This window comes from Acidovorax sp. 62 (assembly GCF_002754495.1).
In the GTDB taxonomy this organism is placed as follows: Bacteria; Pseudomonadota; Gammaproteobacteria; order Burkholderiales; family Burkholderiaceae_C; genus Acidovorax.
Window position 1 is genome coordinate 388272 of the sequence record NZ_PEFJ01000001.1, and the last position, 20328, is coordinate 408599.

The following is a 20328-nucleotide window of genomic DNA, read 5'->3' on the forward strand; positions in this document are numbered from 1 at the left end:
GCGCCACAGCGGCGCCGGAAGTAATGCCATGGCCATGCGCTCCCACTATTGCGGTCTTGTGACCGAAGCCCTGATGGGCGAAACCGTGACCCTGTCGGGTTGGGTGAACCGCCGCCGCGACCACGGTGGTGTGATCTTTATTGACCTGCGCGACCGCGAAGGCTACGTGCAGGTGGTGTGCGACCCTGACCGCGCTGAGATGTTCAAGACCGCCGAAGGCGTGCGCAATGAGTTTTGCGTGCAGGTCAAGGGCCTGGTGCGTGCCCGCCCAGAGGGCACGACCAACGACAGCCTCAAGAGCGGCAAGATCGAAGTGCTGTGCCATGAACTGAATGTGCTGAACCCTTCGGTCACGCCTCCGTTCCAGATGGACGACGAGAACCTGTCGGAGACCACTCGCCTCACGCACCGCGTGATGGACCTGCGCCGCCCGCACATGCAGCGCAACATGATGCTGCGCTACAAGACCGCGATCCAGGTGCGCAACTTCCTGGACAAGGAAGGTTTCATCGATATCGAAACGCCCATGCTGGGCAAGAGCACGCCCGAAGGCGCGCGCGACTATCTGGTGCCCAGCCGCGTGCACGATGGCCAGTTCTTTGCGCTGCCCCAGTCGCCCCAGCTGTACAAGCAGATGCTGATGGTGGCGGGCTATGACCGCTACTACCAGATCACCAAGTGCTTCCGCGACGAAGACCTGCGTGCCGATCGCCAGCCCGAGTTCACCCAGATCGACTGCGAGACCTCGTTCCTGAACGAAGAGGAAATCCGCGCCATCTTCCAGCGCATGATCACCGAGGTGTTCCACACCCAGTTGGGTGTGGACCTGGGCGAGTTCCCGATCATGACGTACCAGGACGCGGCCTACCGCTTTGGCTCGGACAAGCCCGACCTGCGCGTGAAGCTCGAATTCACCGAGCTGACCGACGTGATGAAGGACGTGGACTTCAAGGTGTTCTCGGGGGCCGCCAACATGAAGGGCGGCCGTGTGGTGGCCCTGCGCGTGCCCGGTGGCTCGGTCGAAGGCGGCGGCATCAGCCGTGGTGAGATCGATGCCTACACCGAATTCGTCAAGATCTACGGTGCCAAGGGCTTGGCCTACATCCGCGTCAACGAGCTGGCCAAGGGGCGCGACGGCCTGCAGTCGCCCATCGTCAAGAACATCCATGACGCTGCGCTGGCCGAAGTGCTCAAGCGCTCGGGCGCACAAGACGGTGACTTGCTGTTCTTCGGTGCCGACAAGGAAAAGATCGTCAACGACGCCATTGGCGCGCTGCGCATCAAGATCGGCCACAGCGAATTCGGCAAGAAGAATGGCCTGTTCGAAAACCGCTGGGCGCCGCTGTGGGTGGTGGACTTCCCGATGTTTGAACATGACGAGGAAGAAAACCGCTGGACAGCCGTGCACCACCCCTTCACCAGCCCCAAGGATGGCCACGAGGACCTGATGGACACCGATCCAGGCAAGTGCATTGCCAAGGCCTACGACATGGTGCTCAATGGCTGGGAGCTGGGCGGTGGTTCGGTGCGTATCCACCGTGCGGACGTGCAGGCCAAGGTGTTTGCGGCGCTCAACATCGGTCCCGAAGACCAGCGCGCCAAGTTTGGCTACTTGCTGGACGCGCTGCAGTACGGCGCGCCTCCACACGGTGGCCTGGCATTTGGCCTGGACCGTCTGATCACGTTGATGACCGGTGCCGAGTCCATCCGTGACGTGATTGCCTTCCCGAAGACACAGCGTGCCCAGGACCTGCTGACCCAGGCCCCTTCGCCCGTGGACGAGAAGCAACTGCGCGAGCTGCACATTCGCCTGCGCAACCTGGATGCTGCCAAAGCCAGCTGATAGGACACAAACCAAGGCCTGTTGCATGCAGTAGCAGGAACCCAAGCGGCACAGGCGTTGGTCTGGGCCGCTTTTTCGTTGGAGCCTACCTTTTTGATTCAGGGAGTAAGAGATGAAAAAAAACGTGCTGTGCCGCCGTGTGGGTGTCCGTCTGGTGGTGTTGGCCGCAGCCCTGGCTCTGGCCGGCTGTGGTGAGAAGAAAACCGAGCTGGGCGAGGGTGGCTCGGTGGTTTCAGGGTCTGCAGGCCCTGCCGGCGCCAAGGGGGCAGACAAGTCGCTCACGCAGTGCGATGCCCCGGTGGCGACGCTGGCCCTGGCAGAGAACCCGAACGGCTACACCGTCTCCAGCAGCTACCACCTGCCTGCGTCGCCCGTGCCCCTGATTCGGCTGATTGCCCAGCAAAGCGGCTGCTTTCGGGTGGTGGACCGCTCGGCGGGCCTGCGCGGCACGGTGCAGGAGCAAGAGCTGAAAGACGCGGGCATCCTGCGGCAAAAGTCCACCGTGGCCAAAGGGCGCGGTTACGAGGCCCAGTACACCCTCATCCCCAGCCTGACGTTCAGTGAGCAGGATGCGGGCCGCAGCATTGCGGGGGTGATCGCCATGATTCCGGTGCTGCGCGACATTGCCGGGCTGATCGGGCTGGCAGAGCAGGTCAAGCTCAAGGAGGCGCAGACGGCGCTGCTGCTGACCGACAACGAAACCACTGAACAAGTCGCCGCCGCCACGGGCTCGGCCCGCACCACGGACCTGGGCGCAGCCGGTGTTCTGTTTGGCCGCCTGGGCGGTGGGGCGGGTGCGGGCTGGAGCAACACCAACGAAGGCAAGGTGATCGCCGCAGCCTTCCTGGACTCGCACAACAAGCTGGTGGCCCAGGTGCGCATGCTGCAGGCCAAGGAGTTGCCGCCCCCCGTGGCGGTGAAGAACCAGCGCTGATGCTGGCCCCAACGGTTTGCACAGAACTGCCTGCCCCCATGGCCGCCATGCCCGCCCAGGATTCGTTCAAGATCCCTGAATCGGTCTTGGTGGTGATCTACACCCCCATGCTGGACGTATTGATGGTCCAGCGCACGGGCACTGAGGTGGGTGTGGAGCACTGGCAGTCGGTCACCGGCAGCAAAGACCGTTGGGACGAGCCGTGGCACGAGACGGCAGCGCGCGAGGTGCAGGAAGAAACCGGCATGGACGTCGGCGCCCCCGGCAGCAGATTGACCGACTGGCAGCTGGAAAACCACTACGACATCTGGCCCCAGTGGTTGCACCGCTATGCGCCTGGGGTGCAGCGCAACCGCGAGCGGGTGTTTGGCCTGTGTGTGCCGGTCGGAACGCCGGTGCGGCTCAACCCGCGTGAACATGTGCGCTGGCAGTGGCTGCCTTGGCTGGAGGCTGCCGACTTGTGTTTTTCAGCCTCCAACGCGGAGGCTTGCCTGTGGCTGCCGCGCTTCGCAGCCCAGGTGCGGTGACACGGCCTGGCTCCGCTTCAACCGGGGCGCAGCCTGAGCTTGTCCAGCGGGTCCGCCTCGCTCCACTGCGCTGCGGGGTCTTCCGCTGGGGCCGGGGTGGGGGGCATGCTGTCTGTGCGTGGCCGCGCCGCCCCTTCGGCATCGCCAGACGATGAGCGTGTGCGGATGACCACGCCGCCTGGGTGCCGTTCGCTGTCTTGCCCCAGCACCGCACGCGTTGGGGCCGTGCCGCAGCGGGCGCGCAATGCGTCAATCTCCTGCTGAAGCTCGTCGCTTTCTTCAATGCGCTCGCGGTGTCGCAGCAACACCTGCTGCGACATGTCCACCAATTTGGAGTTGAGTGTCTCGCCTCCGTGCCGGATCAGATTACGCACAGCGCCTGCGGCATCGCCAGACAGGCTGCGGGCCATGGCCTTTTCGGCCCTTTTGTTGATGTGCTGCAGGCACTCGCGCACGCTGTCTGCATAAGGGGAATACAGGTTGCAGGCATTGGCCATCAACTCGCAGAGGCCGCGCGTGTTGGCGTAGCGCATGCCAATGGCATTCACCCACATCGGCCCCTCGTCCAGCTCAATCGACGTGGTGGCCAGCACGGCCAGCAGGCTGCCCAGGTTGCAGGCCGCTTCAAAGTCGAAACTGCTCTCCATGATTTCCAGCGCCATCTGCTTGACCGAGGCCACGGCCTGGGAGAACTGGCGCTGCTGGATGAGCTGCAGGGTGCGGGAAATTTCGACAAACCGCAGGATGCGCGGGCTGTTGGTGTTTTCGTGGCGTTCGAGCAGGCGCGCAAAGTCCGCCATGCAGCGCTCAATGCCCTTGCGGTCGTTGTCGGCAAAGTAGGCGAACGTGAGCAGCACCAGCGACTGGCAGTCAAACAGCTTGGAGTCCAGCCCCAGAATGGCAGCCCGCGACAGCACCCGGGTGGCGGTGGCCCGCTCGCCCATGTAGTACGACATCATTCCCAGCTTTTGCAGGCGCACCACCGAGTCCGGGGTCAGTTCGCTGGCAACGCGGTAGGTTTCGATGGCCTCGCTGAAGTGCCCCAGCTCCACCTGCGCGCGGCCCAGCACGTCGTAGGCGTCGGCAAACGATGCGTCTTCGCCAATCAGCCCTTGCAAGGTGGTGATGGCCCGCTGGGCCTGGCCTGACTCAATCTGTGCACGCGCCACCCCCAGCTTGGCCCAGGGCAGGGCACGCGCTGCGATCACGGCCTCGAACAGGGTGCGGGCCTCGGCGTGGCGGCCCAGGCGCAGCAGCAGCTCGGTGCCAATGCGCGCGGCATACAGCCAATACGGCTGGCGCGCCTCAAAGCGCTCTGCGCACAGGCTGGCGGCCAGTTTGAAGTCGTCTTGCTCAATGGCGTCGAAGATGGGCTTGAGGTGGACTTTGCGCAGCCGCGCCAGGCTCAGTCGCTCAAACAGTGCGCTGGGCGTGAAGGGCTTGAGCAGGTAGCCGTCCAGTGCGGACTCGGCCGCCTCGGCCACAGCGGCGTAGGACGCCTCGGCCGTCACCATGAAAAACACGGTGGAGAACGGCAGCAACTGCGCGCGGCGCAGATCGTCCAGCAGGGTCTGGCCCGAGTGGTTGGATTCGGTGAAGTACTGCTCGCACAGCACGTAGTCAAACACGGTGTGCTCTAACCGGTTGCGGGCATCGCGCACACGGCTGCACTGCACGATCTTGGTCACCCCGTATTCGCGCAGTTGCGCGACCAAGATGCTGCGTGACGTGGCATTGCTGTCAATCACCAGTGCCTGGCTGTCCTGAGGGTCCTGATCTTTGCCTGTGGCCATCGGGGGTGCTGTCTCGCAAATAACGGTCCGCTGAAATCGCGCGTTCACCTCTGTCACTGCGAACGGCACGAGCCAAAGGCTTTTTTTCCGCCGCTCACTCGTGGCGCAGCCCCTGAGTTGTGTTTAAGCACACGGCTTGTGGGTGAATTGCGGCTAGTGTATGCCCACTTTGGCGGCTTTGCGGATGCGGGAAAGCCCGTTGATGCGCTCTGTGCGGCGCCGTTGCGACACAATCAGCGCCATGGATCACACCGACATCTTGCGCGTAGCCACGTACAACATCCACAAAGGCGTGCAAGGCCTGGGGCCCGCACGACGGCTGGAGATCCACAACCTTGGTCTGGCCGTGGAGCAACTGGACGCCGACCTGGTCTGCCTGCAGGAAGTGCGCAAGCTGCACCGGCGCGAACAGGCCTACTTTCACCACTGGCCCGAGCTGCCGCAGGCCGACTTTCTGGCCCCCGAGGGCTATGAGGCCGTGTACCGCACCAATGCCGTGACCAAGCATGGCGAGCACGGCAACGCGCTGCTGACACGCTGGCCCGTGGTGGGCCACCAGCATGAAGACATCTCTGACCACCGCTTTGAGCAGCGCGGCCTGCTGCATGTGCAGGTACAGGTGCAGGGGCGGCCACTGCACGCCATCGTGGTGCACCTGGGGCTGATTCCTGGCAGCCGCGTGCGGCAGGTCGAGCGCCTGCAGCAGTTCATTGAGCGCGAAGTGCCGGGCAACGAGCCGGTGGTGGTAGCGGGCGACTTCAACGACTGGGGGCCCCAGCTCAAGCGCATCCTGGCGGGGTACGGGCTGCACGAGTTCGATGCCCCCCGCGCCTACACCTACCCGGCGCGGTTGCCGCTGGCGCAACTGGACCATGTCTACGTGCGGGGCCTCACGCCCCTGGGCCTGCATGTGCCGCGTGGCCGCATCTGGTGGCGCATGTCAGACCACCTGCCGCTGATCGCTGAATTCAAGCTCTGACCCCGTGGCCCTGTCTTTATCTCCGCCCAGGCTATGACCCAGACGCCAGAGTTTGCGCGCGACCACGACGTGCAGCTGTACCAAGGCGCGCAGGAGCTGTTTCCTGCGCTGGTGCAGGCCATGGATGCCGCGCTCAGCGACATCCAGTTTGAAACCTACATCTTCGACTTCACCGGCGCGGGCGCCAGCGTGGGTGATGCGTTGATCCGCGCAGCGCAGCGGGGCGTGCGCACCCACCTGGTGGTGGACGGCGTGGGCACCGGGCGCCTGCCCGAGCCCTGGGCGGCGCGCCTGAGCGCCGCCGGGGTGCAGTGGCGCGTGTACTCGCCCCTGGGCACCCTGGGCCTGCTGCTGCCCCACCGCTGGCGGCGCCTGCACCGCAAGCTGTGCGTGGTCGATGGGCGGGTGCTGTTTTGCGGCGGCATCAATGTGCTGGACGATTTTCACGACCCCAACCATGGCGCCCTCGACGCCCCGCGCTTTGACTTTGCCGTGCGCGCTACGGGCAGCCTGGTGGCGCAGGCCAGCGACACCATGGAGCAGCTGTGGTGGCGCATGCAGGCCGTGCGCGACGTGCGCAAACGCCGCCTGCCCGAAGCCCTGCTGGCGTTGCGCACGGCCAGTGCCCAGCACCACGCGCAGCAACCTGCCGGGCCAGGCCAGGGTTCGTCCCCCGTGCGCGCGGCCCTGGTGCTGCGCGACAACGTGCGCAACCGCAGCCGCATTGAAAAAGCCTACCTGCGTGCCATTGGCGCCGCCCGGCATGAGGTCATCATCGCCAACGCCTACTTCATGCCCGGGCGCAAGCTGCGCAAGGCCTTGCTGATGGCGGCTCGCCGGGGCGTGCGTGTGCGCCTGCTGCTGCAGGGGCGCTACGAATACTTCATGCAGTACCACGCGGCGCGCCCTGTGTACGGCACGCTGCTGGAGGCGGGCGTGGAAATCCACGAGTACGAACCCAGCTTCCTGCACGCCAAGGTGGCCGTGGTCGATGCGCAGGGCGACAAGCCCTGGGCCACGGTGGGCTCGTCCAACCTCGACCCCCTGAGCCTGCTGCTGGCCCGCGAGGCCAACGTGGTGGTGGAAGACGCCGCCTTTGCCGCCGACCTGCGCCAGCGCTTGGTACACGCCATGCAGCACGCCGGGCGGCGCATGGACCCGGCCCGCTACGCTGGGCGCCCCCTGCGCCAGCGCGTGCTGGACCGCGTGGCCTTTGGCCTGATGCGGCTGGCGCTGTGGATCACCGGCAACCGCTACTGACACCACTGCCGTGGCGCCTGGCCGCCTGGGGTGCTGCTGAATGGCCGGGCCTGGCCTGCATTGGTTGCGTGGTTTGCTATGTATTTGGTAGCTGCTAGCGCTTATCCAATAAGCGCTAGGGGCCTAAAACCTTTGCAGCACTGCGTGGTGCGATCGCTGGTAGGATGTGCCCATGTCCAGTCAACCCGCTGCCGCTATGACGCCCACCCCGCCGGATGAAGAAGGCACCCCCGTTTCCGTGAAGATCCGCGAGCGGATCAACGCCTCTCGCAAACGCTTCAACGCCAACGACAACATTGCCGAGTTCATCGAGCCCGGCGAGTTGGAAAAGCTGCTGGACGAAGTCGAAGCCAAGATGCAGGGCGTGCTCGACAGCATGGTGATCGACACGGCGGGTGACCACAACACCCACAACACCGCGCGCCGCGTGGCCAAGATGTACCTCAACGAGGTGTTCAAAGGCCGCTATGTGGCCGCGCCACCCATCACCGAATTTCCCAACGCCGAGCACCTCAACGAGCTGATGATCGTGGGCCCGCTCACCGTGCGCAGCGCCTGCAGCCACCACTTCTGCCCCGTCATCGGCAAGATCTGGATCGGCGTCATGCCCAACGAGCACACCAACGTGATCGGCCTGTCCAAGTACGCGCGTCTGGTCGACTGGATCATGGGCCGCCCCCAGATCCAGGAAGAAGCCGTGGTGCAACTGGCCGACCTGATCATGGAAAAGACCCAGCCGGACGGCCTGGCCATCGTGATGGAGGCCAGCCACTTCTGCATGTCCTGGCGCGGCGTGCGCGACATGGACAGCAAGATGATCAACTCCGTCATGCGCGGCGTGTTCCTCAAGGACAGCGCCCTGCGCCGCGAATTCCTGTCCCTCATCCCCAGAAAGAACTGACCATGTTGGTACGCCTGCTCTACGCCAGCCGCGCGGTCGACACCTCGCCCGCCGCTATCGAAGCCATCCTCACCCAGTCGCGCCAGCACAACCCGGGCTGCGGCATCACCGGCGTGCTGTGCTACGGCGGCGGTGTGTTCCTGCAAGCCATCGAAGGCGGCCGCTCGGCCGTCAGCGAGCTGTACGGCCACATCCAGCGCGATGTGCGCCACAAGGATGTGGAACTGCTGCACTACGAAGAAATTGCCGAGCGCCGCTTTGGCGGCTGGACCATGGGGCAGGTCAATCTCAACAAGATCAACCATTCCATCTTGCTCAAATACTCTGAAAAGCCCGAGCTGGACCCGTATGCCGTGTCGGGCAAGGTGTCGTTTGCGCTGCTCGAAGAGCTGATGGCCACCGCCTCCATCATCGGCAGGGCATAGAGATCACCCCCTGAGGCGCTGCGCGCCTTCCCCCCGCTCTCGCACCGCTGCGCGGTGCGGGCAGGGGGACGCCACCAGTGCGGCGGGGCGGCCCTTGCACGGTGGCCGCTGGCTTGGGTCGCGCCAGTTGCAGATGCCTTGAGCGGTATTCAACCCTGCAATAGACAGACCCTTTCGCGCCACACCAAGCCGCAGCCCCAGGCGCTGCGGCTTTTTGCATTCAAGCCGTTCTTCTTTTCAGCCGTGACCCTTAACGCCTTCGCCCTCATCATCCTTGCCGGGCTCATTCATGCCTGCTGGAACATTGCAGCCAAGAAAGCGGGGGGCGATTCGCGTTTTGCGTTTTTTACCTCGGCGCTGATGATGTTTTTCTGGGCGCCGCTGGGCTGGTGGCTGGGGCGCGATGTGGTGCCGGGTTGGGGCGCGGTGGAGTGGGGCTTTGTGGTGGCCAGTGGCTTGCTGCATGTGCTGTATTACGTGATCTTGCTGCGGGGCTACCGCGTGGCCGATCTCACGGTGGTGTACCCGCTGGCGCGGGGCTCGGGGCCGCTCTTGTCGTCACTGGTGGTCATCACGTTGCTGGGTGAGCAGATCTCGGCCCTGGGCGCGCTGGGCATTGCAGGCGTGGTGGGCGGGGTGTTTTTGATTGCCGGTGGCCCCGGCCTGCTGCGCGCCGCGCACGACCCCGCTGCGCGTGAGCGCGTGCACAAAGGCATGGCCTACGGCTTGCTCACCGGGGCGTTCATTGCCAGCTACACGGTGGTGGATGGCTATGCCGTCAAGGTGTTGCTGATGTCGCCCATCCTCATCGACTACATGGGCAACTTTGTGCGGGTGGGTTTGCTGGCGCCCGTGGTGCTGCGCGACCTGCCCACGGCCCGCACGCTGTGGCTGGCCCAATGGCGCTTTGCCCTGCTGGTGGCCGTGGTGAGCCCCGTGGCCTACGTGCTGGTGCTGTATGCCATGCAGCAGGCCCCCATGTCGCATGTGGCCCCGGCGCGCGAGGTGTCCATGCTGTTTGCCGCGCTGATTGGCGGGCATTTGCTGGGCGAGGGCGACCGGCTGGCGCGCGTGTGCGGGGCCGTGTGCATTGCCGCGGGCGTCACGGCACTGGCTTTAGGATGACAAGATGCACCCCCTGAGTCGCTTCGCGCCTTCCCCCTCTCTCATCTCGCGGCGCGAGTTGGGTGGGGGACGCCCCCAGCGGGGCGGGGCGGCCCTTGCGCGGGGGCGCTGGCGTTTGTCGTGCCAGTAGCGTAGGTTGCGTCCCGCAGGTAGTTCAGAGTCTGAAAGGAATAGGCATGTTAGTCGGCTGCGATTTCTCCAGCAGCCCCAGTCGCCGCAAACCCATCGTGCTGGCGCTGGGCCGCAGCGACGGTGTGCGTGTGCAATTGCTGGCGCTGGAGCGCATCGAGACCTTGCCTGCGTTTGCCCAGTGGCTGGGCCAACCCCGGCCTTGGGTGGGCGGCTTCGATTTGCCCTTTGGCCTGCCGCGTGAACTGGTGCAGACGCTGCGCTGGCCCACCGATTGGCGTGCCTGCATGCAGCATTACCGCAGCCTCACGCGCGAGCAGATCCGCGAGGCCTTTGCGGGCTTTTGCGATGCCCGGCCCGTGGGCGGCAAGTTTGCCCACCGCGCCACCGACGGCCCCGCAGGCTCCAGCCCCTCGATGAAGTGGGTGAACCCGCCGGTGGCCTACATGCTGCACGCCGGCGTGCCCTTGTTGCTGGAGGCCGGGGTCTGGTTGCCGGGCCTGATGCCCCCCGGCGCAGGCGCTGCAGATGGTGTCCAGCGCGTGGCGCTGGAGGCCTACCCTGGCCTGCTGGCGCGCGAGGTGCTGCAGCGGCGCAGCTACAAAAGCGACGACCGTGCCAAACAAACGCCCGAGCGCCTCATTGCCCGCAAGGACTTGGTCAACGCGCTGGAGATGGGGCAGACCCGCCTGGGCCTGCGCCTCAAGCTCAGCCACGCGCAGCGCGATGCGCTGGTGGCAGACGCCAGCGGCGACAGCCTGGACGCCACGCTGTGCCTGCTGCAAGCCGCCTGGGCGCAACGCGAACATGCGCAGGGCGATGCGCTGTATGGCCTGCCACCGGGGCTCGATGCGCTGGAAGGCTGGATCGTGACCGCCCCTGTTCCCTAGTGTCTCGAATCTCTGCCCACTATGAACCACCCCCAACCCCTGCACTGGTGCATCCGTCTGTCGGCCCTGGCCCTGTGCGCGGGCCTGGCCGCCTCTGCATTGCAGGCCGCCCCAGCGCCTTGGTACTACTGGCGCAGCAAGGTCGATGGCGCGCGGGTGTGCGCCCAGACCTCGCCCGGCCCTGGCTGGGAGCGCGACAGCCCGCCCTATGACGGCCCCGGCTGCCAGCCCCGCCGCAAGGTCATCGTGGTGCCTGTGCGATAGCGCCTGTTGCGGCGCTGTGCCTGCGCCGTAGCGGCACAATGGCAGGCTGCTGCCCGGCGTGGCAGCCTGCTTGTTCCGGTTGCCCGCCACTTTCACCACGGGCTTTTTTGCACCTTTGCGCCATTCGCGTGGCGATGAATTCATGCCTTCTACCGATACCTTGCTGGCCTTTTTCGGTGTCTCCATTCTTCTGGGCCTGACCCCCGGGCCAGACAACCTCTTTGTGCTGCTGCAATCGGCCCAGCGCGGCTGGCGTGCGGGCATGGCCGTGGTGGTGGGGCTGTGCATGGGCCTGGTGGTGCACACGGCGGCCGTGGCGCTGGGGCTGGCGGCGGTGTTTGCGGCCTCGGCCGTGGCGTTCACGGTGCTCAAGCTGCTGGGCGCCGCCTACCTGGCGTGGCTGGCCTGGCAAGCGCTGCGGGCCCCGGCGCCGTCGGGCGATGCGGGCGGCACCGCGGCGGCATCGGCGGGCGTGGCAGCCCCCAGTCTGTGGCGCATGGTGGGGCGCGGCGTGGTCATGAACCTCAGCAACCCCAAGGTGCTGGTGTTCTTCCTGGCCTTTTTGCCGCAGTTTGCCGACCCTGCCCGTGGACCCATGGGCGGGCAGCTCATGGTGCTGGGGCTGGTGTTCATCGTGGCGGCACTGCTGGTGTTTGGCGCCATTGCCTGCTTCTCGGGCGTGTTTGGCGCGCTGCTGCTGCGCTCGCCCCGGGCGCAGCAGTGGCTCAACCGCATTGCGGGCGTGGTGTTTCTGGGCCTGGCGGTGCGCCTGGCGACCTCACAGCGTTGAATCCCCTACAGCGCTGAGGCTGCAGAGTTTGCTATGAATTGAATAGCTGCTAGCGCTTGTCCCTCAAGCGCTAGGCGCTGTTTTTGCTTGTCATTTGTGTCTGTATCTTCAAAAATGACGCCATGACCGAACTCATCCTCATCCGCCATGGCGAAACCGACTGGAACCGTGAGCTGCGTTTTCAGGGCCAGGTGGACGTGCCCCTGAACGCCATGGGGCATGAGCAGGCCCGCCGCCTGGCGCAGCGGCTGGCGCAAGAGCAGTGCGTGGTCGATCACCTGGTGTGCAGCGACCTCATCCGTGCCCAGCAAACTGCGCAACCCGTGGCCCAGGCCTTGCTGCCGCATTTGGCGCTGGAGGGGCTGACCGATGCCGGGCTGCGCGAGCAGCACTTTGGCGAGGTGGATGGCATGCGGGTGAGCGACATCCAGCAGCAGCACGCCCAGGCCTGGGCCGACTGGCTGCGCTTTGATGCCGACCACGCCATGCCTGGGGGCGAAACCACACGCCAGTTCCACGCCCGTGTCATGGACGCCGTGCGCCGCCTGGCCGCGCAGCACGCGGGGCAGACGGTGATGGTTGTGACCCACGGCGGCGTGCTGGACATGGTGTGGCGCACCGCCCAGGGCCTGGGCCTGAGCGGCCCCCGGCAAAGCGACATCCCCAACGCAGGCCTGAGCCGTGTGCGCCTGCAGGGCGATGCGATTGAGGTGCTGCACTGGGCCGACACCCGCCACCTGGCAGACCTGCCCGCGCAGCCGGTGTACGACCAGAAGAAATTGCTGGTGCGCTGAGTTCTCAGTGTTCCGGTTGGGCGCCTTGCAGCCGCGCCTCCCAGTTCTCCGCCAGCCCCTGCTCCAGCCGCCGCGCAAACAGCTTGCGCCAGGAAGGCGGCAGGGGCAGCTCCAGCACACCGCTCAACGCTGCAGGATCGCATTCCCGGTCGCGGATCAGTGCCAGCAGGCGCTGCACCGTCCAGCCGGGGTGGGGCCGCTCCAGCAGCTTCAGCCTGTCGCCCGCCTGCACCACACCGCCTTGCAGCGTGCGGCAGTACCAGCCCGCGCGCAGGGTGTTTTGCACGCGGGCCGACATGTCGGGCACGCCAAAGCGCAGGTTGAGCTTCCAGCACGGCTGGCGGCCCTGCGTCACCTCCAGCACCGCAGTGCCCGCGCGCCAGTGGTCGCCCAGGCACACGCCGGCCTCGTCCAGGCCCGTCAATGCCAGGTTCTCGCCAAACGCACCGGGGGCTTGCAGCAGGGGCAGGTTGCCCAGCTCGCGCTGCCACTGGGCGTAGTGCTCCCATGCATACAGGTGCACCGCCTTGTCGTGCCCGCCGTGCACGCGCAGGTCGGCCTGGGCATCGCCCGCCAGCCCCTGCGGGCCGATGGCAACCGGATGGGCCACGGGCTGCTTGGCAATGGCGCTGGTGGCACCGGCCTCGCCCAGCGGGGCCACGGCTCCGGTCAGCACTTGCAGGATGTGGGCGGTGGGTAGGGTCATCGGGTGTTTCTCGTCAACAGGCTCTGGGGTGTGGCGTGCGGGGCCCGCCTTGGGCCCCGCGCGCCACGGGCGGGTGATGTGGGTTATCGCCGCTTGCGCAGATCAGGCCGCAGGGCGCAGTTTGACGGCTGGGAAATCCAGCGGCACATCAAAAGCCACGTTCACATAGTTGGTGAATAGGTTCAGCGCCACGTGGGCCAGGATTTCCATCACGGCCTCGTCGCTGAAGCCTGCGGTGCGCAGGGCCTGCACGTCGTCGGCGGTGATCTGGGCGCGCTGTTCTACGACCCTGAGGGCGAAGTTCAGCGCCGCCTGGGTGGCGGCATCGCCAGCGCTCCCTACCTGGGCGGCGGCCATTTCGTCGGCGGTGGCACCGGCCTTGCGGCCCAGCGCCGTGTGGGCGGCCAAGCAGTACTCGCAAGCGTTGCGGTTGGCCACGGCCACGGCAATCTGCTCGCCCAGCTTGGCGCTGAGTGTGCCGCTGCCCAGCGCGCCAAAGGCGGCCCACATGCTTTGCAGCGCGGCGGGCGAGTTGGCGACGGCACGGAACATGTTCGGTGTGGCCCCAAAAGCGCCGTGGACCTGGTCCAGCAAAGCCTTGCGGTCGGGGCTGGTGTGGGCGCGGTCGATGAGGGGGATGCGGTTCATAAAGACTCCTGTGGGTGGTGTGAAAGAGCCTCTAGTGTGTGGCGAATGTTTGTATGATTAGATTCATAAAATCCATCAAACAATGCAAATCGTCCAATGAGTGCACCAGCCCCTTCTTCAGAAGCCCCAGCGGTTCCCAACGCAGGGGTGGACCGCCTCTCGGCCCTGCTGGAGCGTTTTCGCGTGCGGGCGCACCTGTTCCATGCGGGGCCGCTGTGTGGCGTCACGCACTTTGCGGCGCAGCCGGGGCGGGCCTTTTTGCATGTGCTGCGGCGGGGCGACATGGTGGTCACGCACCAGCCGCGCAGCGGGGCTCCGCGACGCCTGCAGGTGAGCGAGCCCACGCTGCTGTTCTACCCCCGGCCGCTGGACCATGACTTTCACAACGCCCCGGTCGATGGCAGCGACTTTGTGTGCGCCACGCTGGACTTTGACGGCGGCGTGCGCCACCCGTTGGTGCAGGCCTTGCCCTCGGTGCTGGCGCTGCCCGTGGCCCAGGTGCAGGGCATTGGGCAAACGCTGGACTTGCTGTTTGCCGAGACGGAGCGCGTGCGCTGCGGCCAGCGCCTGCTGGCCGACCGCCTGTTTGAAGTGCTGCTGCTGCAGATGCTGCGCTGGCTGCTGGACCAGCCCGTGCACAGCGGCATCCAGTCTGGCGTGTTGGCGGGCCTGGCCCACCCCAAGCTGGCCCGCGCGCTCACGGCGGTGCACGAGCAACCGGGCGCCGATTGGTCGCTGGACCGCATGGCCCAGGCGGCCGGCATGTCGCGCAGCGGCTTTGCGGCCGAATTCAAGGCGGCGGTGGGCACCCCGCCGGGCGACTACCTGCTGCGCTGGCGGGTGTCCATTGCCCAGGCGCAGTTGCGCAGCGGGGCAGCGGTCAAGTCGGTGAGTGATGCGCTGGGCTATGCCAGCCCGGCAGCCTTCAGCCGGGCGTTCACGCAGGTTGTGGGTGCGTCGCCCCGTGCATGGCTCAAGGCAGAAGCCCCGGAGACCGTGAATGGGCCTTGAGCTGCCAATGCTTTGGCTGATTATTTGCTATTGATTTGGTAGCTTCTGGCGCTTGTAGATAGAGCGCTAGAGCCCTAAAAGGCTTGTAAGCCAGAGGGTGAAAGCAAGTTCTCAATCTGGCAAACCCAGCGCCGTGTTCACCGCGTGCATCTGCCGCGCCAGCCGCAGTGATTGCGGCTGGGCATTGCACTGCGGCTGCAGCAGGTTCTGGGCCGATGCCCATTGCCCGTTGCACTGCAAGGCGTGCAGGTACAGCTGGCTGAACAGGTCCCGCTGCGCATGGCTGCCGCCAATCTCCACCAACTGGGGCAGGGCCTGGCCCAGGCCTGCGACCGCATCGCCCCATCGCTCTTGTGCAAATGCTTGAATGCCGCGCGCAGCGGGCACGCACACGCCTTGCCATACCGCACGTTCTTGTGCATCGGTGCGGCTGGCGGCATGGGCTTCGATATGGGCCAGAAGGCGGGCGGCAGCAGCGTCTTCGCCCGCGCGGCCCAGGCCCAGCAGGTATTGCAGGTCGAGAAAGGGCAGCACTTGGTCCTGCCCACGCACGGCCAGGTAGCGGGCCACATCGGCCCAGCGGTCGCCCACGTCCACGCCCGCCAGCTCCAGCCGCGCTAGCAGGGAGATGGCGTTGATCTGGTCTTGCGAATACTCCTTGACCACGCCCCAGACCTGCGTGTCGTACAGGTGCAGGGCCTCGGCGTGCAGGTCTTGCTCCAGCAAAAACAGCGCCTGGTGCCACCAGTTGTGCGTGACCATGAAGGAGTTCAGTCCCGTCCAGGTGTCGTTCACGCTGTCCATGAAGGCCGCGCCCTCGCGGATGCGGCCTTGCGTCAGCATCACATGCGCCAGGGCGTGCTGGGCCCAGGGTTCCTTGCGGCACAGGGCGATGGCGTGACGGGCCGCAGCCTCAGCCTCTTGGAGGCGGTGGCACTGCTCCCAGCCAAAGGCCAGCATGCCGTGCAGGTAGGGCACCTCGGGCGCGGCGGGCAGGGCCTGCAAGGCCAGGCGCAGCATGCCGGGGGAGTCGCCCCGGTTGAACAGGTGGTACTGGCCCAGCTTGAGGGAGGCCAGGTCACGCGGGTGCAGGCGGGCTTGCTCTTCGTGCAGGGCAATGGCGCGGGGCAGGTCGCCATCCACCCACGCGGCCACGGCGGCCACAAAGCGTTGCTCGCGCTCGCTGGCCTGCGGGGCGCTGGCCAGCGCCTGGGTGATGAAGGGGCGGGCGTTGCGCGGTGCCTCGGCCGATTCGGCAAACATGTGCAGCGCGGCGCAGCAGGCCTGCACCATGGCACTGGTATCGCCTGCGGCTTGCAGCACGTTCACGGCCCGGGCTTCGCAGGCAATGAAGCCTTCCACAAAGTCGTTCACGGCATCCACGCTGCCTGCGTGATGCAGCGTGAGCGGGTTGCCCAGGCTGTCGGTCAGGGAGGGTGCACGGCCTTGCATGTGAGGTGGCTGGCGATGGGCGGGGCGCCTATTCGCCCTGGATGAGCGCCAGATAGGCGCGCCGGGTGGTCTCAGAGACCGAGTCCACCAACTGCGCGTGCGGCGTCTGGTGGCGCGCCATCATGCGGGCCGAGGCGATGGTTTTGGACTTGCAGTACCAGTGGCAGGTGTGCTGCATCAAAAACAGCTCGGCCGTCATCATGAAGGCGCGGTCTTTGGTGGCCAGGTATGCGGTGTTTTGCACCACATGGGCGATGCCCTTGGCGTGGATGGCCAGGGCCTGGCGCATGTCAAAGGTGAGGGCAGGCAGCAGCTTGTCGGCAAAGGGCAGGGCGATGGGCAAGCGGCTCACGCGCGCATCCTCTTCGCTGACCTTGGCGAAATCGGCGGCAAAGCGGCTGAATTGCTCGCTGAGTTGCTGCTCTGTGGTGCTCAGCAGCGACCACACTTGGTCGCGCCGCTCTGCGCTGCTCTCGCCCAGGGCGCGCATGTAGCCTTCGGTCAGGGCTTCCATGAGCTTTTCAATCTGGTAGTGGCTCAGGTGCATGCCCAAAATGGCGATGCGCTTGCGCTGCTCTTTGGCATTGAGCATGTAGGTGCCGGAGGCGATGAGGATCGCCATGAAGAGAAGGTCCATGAAGTGCTGCAGTGAAGGCGTGAAAAAGAGAGGCGGACTGGCCGCCAGGGCGGTCTTACCCAAAGATAGCGGATATTCCCGCCGAGTCAACGCAGCACCGCAAAAAGGCTGCGCAGTGCGGGGTGTGTCGTGCGGGAGATCAATTTGTGGGCTGCAGTGCCTACAAATGCACATCTGCTTGCATATGGAGCGTAGGGGCTTGGCCTAGGTGCTCAGAGGCGCTGGTATTCTCCCGCGCACCATCCGAGGGGGTGGGTAACCCAATTCACAGATTCAAAATGAGCAAAAAAACAGCTTTGGGCGCCGCCGTGGCGCTGGCCGTGGTGGCCTATGGTGGCGCCACTTGGTACATGGGCCAACGTGCGCAAGCCAGCTACAACGAGGCGCTGGAGGAAGTGCGCAAGGTGCTGGGCGCTGAAGCCGTGGTGTCGCAGGACTACCAAAAGGGCTTTTTCACTTCGCAGGCCAAGCTGGTGCTGCAATGGACGCCGCCTGCCGATGCCGAGACCAACAAGCCAGCCCAGCCCCTGCGCGTGGTGGTCAACAGCGCGGTGCGCCACGGCCCGCTGGCCGGTGCCCGCCTGGCCGCCGCCGTGGTGGACACACGCTTTGCCCTGGACGGCCTGGACGAAAAAGCCGCCAAGGACCTGGCCAAGGTGACAGCCCCCACGCTCACCACCGTGCACGGCCTGATGGGCGGCCACGATGCCACGCTGCTGGTGCCAGCGGGTGAGATGGGTGACGAAGAAGTGACGCTGCGCTGGCAAGAGATGAAGACCGAGTTCTCGGTCAATGGCGACCGCACACGCGTCAAGGGCAGCCTCCAGTGGCCCGAGATGTCTTTCTCGGGGGTGAACAAGTCTGCGGACGAAGACCTGGGCGGTTCGGGTGACCGCTTTGCCGTGTCGATGAAGGGCATGACGGGCGACTTCGAGAACCAGATCATCGATGGCCTGTGGATGCTGGCACCGGGCAAGGGCAACATGCGCTTTGCGCAGATTGAAGCGACCAGCACCCCCAAGGACGGCGCGGCCAAGCCGCTGATGTCGCTGAAGGACTTGGCGGGCACCACCACCATTGACCGTGCGGACAAACTGATGAGCGTCAGCACATCGATCAAGGGCAAGGGCCTGATTGGCCCGGTGGACTTTGAGTCCATCGGCTTTGAAGAGAAACTCCAGCGCATCGACGCCGATGTGCTCAAGAGCCTGCAGGTGCTGATGGTCGAGAGCTACAGCAAGGACGGTTTCAAGGCCATGACCATGGCCAACGAAGAGCAGGGCGGCAAGCTGATGAAGCTGCTGGCCGACAACGCCCAGCGCCTCACGGCCGCGTTGCCTGCGTATTCGATGAAGTTCTTTGCCACGCTGGGCGGGCAGCAAGGCGAGCTGTCGTACGGTGGCGAGGTGACCCGCGCCCCTTCTGCTGACGAAGTGACCCAGGCCGGTTGGGGCCCTGTGCTGCTCAAGAACTCGACCCTGCACGCCGATGTGCGCCTGCCCAAGGCCTGGCTGCCCCAGTTGGCCAAGGCCGCTGGCCAGCAAGAGTTCAAGAGCGAGGACATGGACGGCATGATCGGCATGGCCCAGGCAGCTGGCTACGTGCGCCAGGAGGGCGACAACCTGACCAGCTCGCTGAAGATGGAAGGCGGCCAGGCCAAGCTCAATGGGAAGGTGATGGATTTGCCTAACTTCCTGCAGTAATCCACCGGCCCGCGGCTGCCCTCAGGGTGGCTGTGCGACGGTACAAAAAAGCCCCGATCACCGCAGAGGTGACCGGGGCTTTTGACATGGGGCCGCCAACGTCAGGGTGCGGGCGGCAGGGGCCAGGGCCGCTGCGGGTCGCGGATCAGCTCAAAGGCCCGCGCCACCTGCAGCACGCCCAGGTCGTCAAACCGTGCCCCGGCAATTTGCAGCCCGATGGGCAGACCGCTGGCGGTGTAGCCGCAGTTGATGGACGCTGCGGGCTGCTCGGACATGTTGAACGGCACCGTGAAGCCAATGTGCTCCAGCGGCCGCAGCGGGTCATTGGTGGGCGAGGGCAGCTCCGCCGCAAAGGCGGGCATGGGGGCCACGGGCGAGAGCACGTAGTCGAACGCGCTGCATGCCTTGACCGTGGCGACCCGTGTGAGGTGGAACTGTTGGCTGGCCTGGAACACCTGCGTGCCCGTGAAGCCCGCCGCGCTCTCGGCCCAGGCGCGGATGTAGGGCAGCACCTTGGCGCGCTGCGCATCGGGCAGGGCTTGCAAATCCATGTGCGAGCGCATGCGCCAGAAGTGGTCCATGCCGTCGAGCATGGCCTGGGTCATGAAGGGCTGCATCAGCGTCACGCGGGCACCGGCTTGCTCGAACAGGCGGGCGGCATGTTCCACCGCAGAACGCACTTCGTCTTCCACGGGCAGGCCACAACCGGCATCCAGCAGCAGGCCGATGCGCAGGCCGCGCAGGCGTTGCACGCCCTGGTCGTGGTCGTCCCAGGCAATGGTCTGCGGCGGCAGGCTCATGCTGTCGCGCGCATCGGTCAGGCTGAGCACCTGCATCATCAGCGCGGCGTCCTGCACGGTGCGCGTCATGGGGCCCGCCGCACGGCCGGTGTAGGGTGGGTCGATGGGAATGCGCCCCAGGCTGGGCTTGAGGCTGAAGATGCCGCACCAGCTGGCAGGCAGGCGCAGCGAGCCACCGATGTCGGTGCCAATGTGCAGCGGCCCATAGCCCGCCGCTGCGGCAGCGCCACCCCCGGCGCTGGAGCCGCCCGGGCCCTTGCTCACATCCCACGGGTTGCGCGAGAGGGGGTGAAAGCTCGACAGCCCTGAGGACAGCATGCCGTAGTCGGGCATGGTGGTCTTGGCCACCATCACTGCGCCGGCCTCGCGCAGGCGGGCGGCGGGGGGCGCATCGGCCAGCGCAGGCACCAGCGGCACGGCGGCGGTGCCCAGCGGCGTGGGGTCGCCCTGGGTGGCGATGTTTTCTTTGATGGTGACAGGCACGCCATCCAGCAGACCTTGGGGCTCGCCGCGCTGCCACCGGGCTTCGCTCTGGCGGGCCTGCGCCAGCGCGTGCTCAGGCCGCAGCAAGTAGGTGGCGCGGATGTGGGGCTCCCAGCGCTCCATGTGCGCCAGCACGGCCTGCGTGATCTCCACGGGGGACAGCGTGCGCTGGCGGTAGGCTGCAAGCAGGTCGTGGGCGGGCAGGTCGTGCAGTGCGGTCATGGCGGGGGGGGC

20 protein-coding genes are annotated in these 20328 nt (G+C 66.1%); 14 read left to right on the forward strand and 6 right to left on the reverse strand.

Translation table 11 applies throughout. The features are described 5' to 3' along the window. Nucleotides 1-28: 28 nt before the first annotated feature. From aspS to nudB, 3 genes are all read left to right on the forward strand, one after another. Nucleotides 29-1843 carry an aspartate--tRNA ligase gene (gene aspS, locus CLU86_RS01765; protein WP_099740378.1) on the forward strand — a complete coding sequence of 605 codons (1815 nt, stop codon included), beginning with the start codon at nt 29-31 and terminating at the stop codon, nt 1841-1843. Nucleotides 1844-1955: 112 nt separating this feature from the next. Next, nucleotides 1956-2777: a CsgG/HfaB family protein gene (locus tag CLU86_RS01770; protein WP_099740379.1), complete on the forward strand. Its 822-nt coding sequence runs from the start codon at nt 1956-1958 to the stop codon at nt 2775-2777. Nucleotides 2778-2815: 38 nt separating this feature from the next. Beyond that, a complete protein-coding gene (gene nudB / locus CLU86_RS01775; protein WP_099740380.1) occupies nt 2816-3304 on the forward strand; it encodes a dihydroneopterin triphosphate diphosphatase in 489 nt (162 codons plus the stop codon). A gap of 17 nt (nt 3305-3321) precedes the next feature. On the opposite strand, the gene CLU86_RS01780 is transcribed toward nudB, so the two are convergent. Further along, nucleotides 3322-5097 carry a tetratricopeptide repeat protein gene (locus CLU86_RS01780; RefSeq protein ID WP_099740381.1) on the reverse strand — a complete coding sequence of 592 codons (1776 nt, stop codon included), beginning with the start codon at nt 5095-5097 and terminating at the stop codon, nt 3322-3324. Nucleotides 5098-5338: 241 nt separating this feature from the next. On the opposite strand from CLU86_RS01780, the gene CLU86_RS01785 reads away from it, so the two are divergent. The 9 genes from CLU86_RS01785 to CLU86_RS01825 all read left to right on the forward strand — a co-directional run bounded on the left by CLU86_RS01785 (nt 5339) and on the right by CLU86_RS01825 (nt 12654). Further along, nucleotides 5339-6076 (forward strand): endonuclease/exonuclease/phosphatase family protein, encoded by a 738-nt coding sequence (locus tag CLU86_RS01785; RefSeq protein ID WP_099740382.1) that lies wholly within the window; start codon nt 5339-5341, stop codon nt 6074-6076. 33 nt (nt 6077-6109) lie between these two features. Beyond that, complete coding sequence (clsB, locus tag CLU86_RS01790; RefSeq protein WP_099740383.1) at nt 6110-7336, forward strand: cardiolipin synthase ClsB; 1227 nt, start codon at nt 6110-6112, stop codon at nt 7334-7336. A gap of 172 nt (nt 7337-7508) precedes the next feature. Beyond that, on the forward strand, nt 7509-8237 hold the full coding sequence (folE, locus tag CLU86_RS01795; protein WP_099659059.1) for a GTP cyclohydrolase I: 729 nt from the start codon (nt 7509-7511) through the stop codon (nt 8235-8237). A 2-nt stretch (nt 8238-8239) separates the two neighbouring features. After that, nucleotides 8240-8662, forward strand: coding sequence for a BLUF domain-containing protein (locus CLU86_RS01800; protein ID WP_099740384.1), 423 nt, complete (start codon nt 8240-8242; stop codon nt 8660-8662). 243 nt (nt 8663-8905) lie between these two features. Beyond that, on the forward strand, nt 8906-9787 hold the full coding sequence (locus CLU86_RS01805) for a DMT family transporter (protein WP_099740385.1): 882 nt from the start codon (nt 8906-8908) through the stop codon (nt 9785-9787). A gap of 176 nt (nt 9788-9963) precedes the next feature. Then, nucleotides 9964-10806 carry a DUF429 domain-containing protein gene (locus CLU86_RS01810; protein ID WP_099740386.1) on the forward strand — a complete coding sequence of 281 codons (843 nt, stop codon included), beginning with the start codon at nt 9964-9966 and terminating at the stop codon, nt 10804-10806. A 21-nt stretch (nt 10807-10827) separates the two neighbouring features. Further along, complete coding sequence (locus tag CLU86_RS01815) at nt 10828-11070, forward strand: hypothetical protein (RefSeq protein WP_233194729.1); 243 nt, start codon at nt 10828-10830, stop codon at nt 11068-11070. A gap of 142 nt (nt 11071-11212) precedes the next feature. Beyond that, nucleotides 11213-11860 carry a LysE family translocator gene (locus CLU86_RS01820; protein ID WP_099743218.1) on the forward strand — a complete coding sequence of 216 codons (648 nt, stop codon included), beginning with the start codon at nt 11213-11215 and terminating at the stop codon, nt 11858-11860. A 122-nt stretch (nt 11861-11982) separates the two neighbouring features. Continuing rightward, the gene (locus CLU86_RS01825; RefSeq protein ID WP_099658306.1) at nt 11983-12654 is read left to right on the forward strand and encodes a histidine phosphatase family protein; all 672 of its coding nucleotides are present in this window, start codon (nt 11983-11985) and stop codon (nt 12652-12654) included. 4 nt (nt 12655-12658) lie between these two features. Here the strand turns inward: CLU86_RS01825 and CLU86_RS01830 are convergent, their stop codons facing one another. Then, entirely contained in the window at nt 12659-13360 is a 702-nt protein-coding gene (locus tag CLU86_RS01830; protein WP_099740387.1) for an MOSC domain-containing protein, read from the reverse strand. A gap of 102 nt (nt 13361-13462) precedes the next feature. Next, complete coding sequence (locus CLU86_RS01835; RefSeq protein WP_099740388.1) at nt 13463-14008, reverse strand: carboxymuconolactone decarboxylase family protein; 546 nt, start codon at nt 14006-14008, stop codon at nt 13463-13465. Nucleotides 14009-14104: 96 nt separating this feature from the next. Between CLU86_RS01835 and CLU86_RS01840 the strand changes: the two genes are divergently transcribed. Next, nucleotides 14105-15019, forward strand: a complete 915-nt coding sequence (locus tag CLU86_RS01840) for an AraC family transcriptional regulator (RefSeq protein WP_099740389.1) — start codon at nt 14105-14107, stop codon at nt 15017-15019. Between the two features lie 111 nt (nt 15020-15130). Here CLU86_RS01840 and CLU86_RS01845 read toward each other — a convergent pair whose 3' ends face one another. Further along, on the reverse strand, nt 15131-16471 hold the full coding sequence (locus CLU86_RS01845; RefSeq protein ID WP_099740390.1) for a tetratricopeptide repeat protein: 1341 nt from the start codon (nt 16469-16471) through the stop codon (nt 15131-15133). 28 nt (nt 16472-16499) lie between these two features. Further along, a complete protein-coding gene (locus CLU86_RS01850) occupies nt 16500-17108 on the reverse strand; it encodes a hypothetical protein (protein WP_099740391.1) in 609 nt (202 codons plus the stop codon). 278 nt (nt 17109-17386) lie between these two features. Between CLU86_RS01850 and CLU86_RS01855 the strand changes: the two genes are divergently transcribed. Then, complete coding sequence (locus CLU86_RS01855; RefSeq protein ID WP_099740392.1) at nt 17387-18811, forward strand: YdgA family protein; 1425 nt, start codon at nt 17387-17389, stop codon at nt 18809-18811. A 101-nt stretch (nt 18812-18912) separates the two neighbouring features. Here the strand turns inward: CLU86_RS01855 and CLU86_RS01860 are convergent, their stop codons facing one another. Continuing rightward, a complete protein-coding gene (locus CLU86_RS01860; RefSeq protein WP_099740393.1) occupies nt 18913-20316 on the reverse strand; it encodes an amidase in 1404 nt (467 codons plus the stop codon). Between the last annotated feature and the right edge of the window lie 12 nt (nt 20317-20328).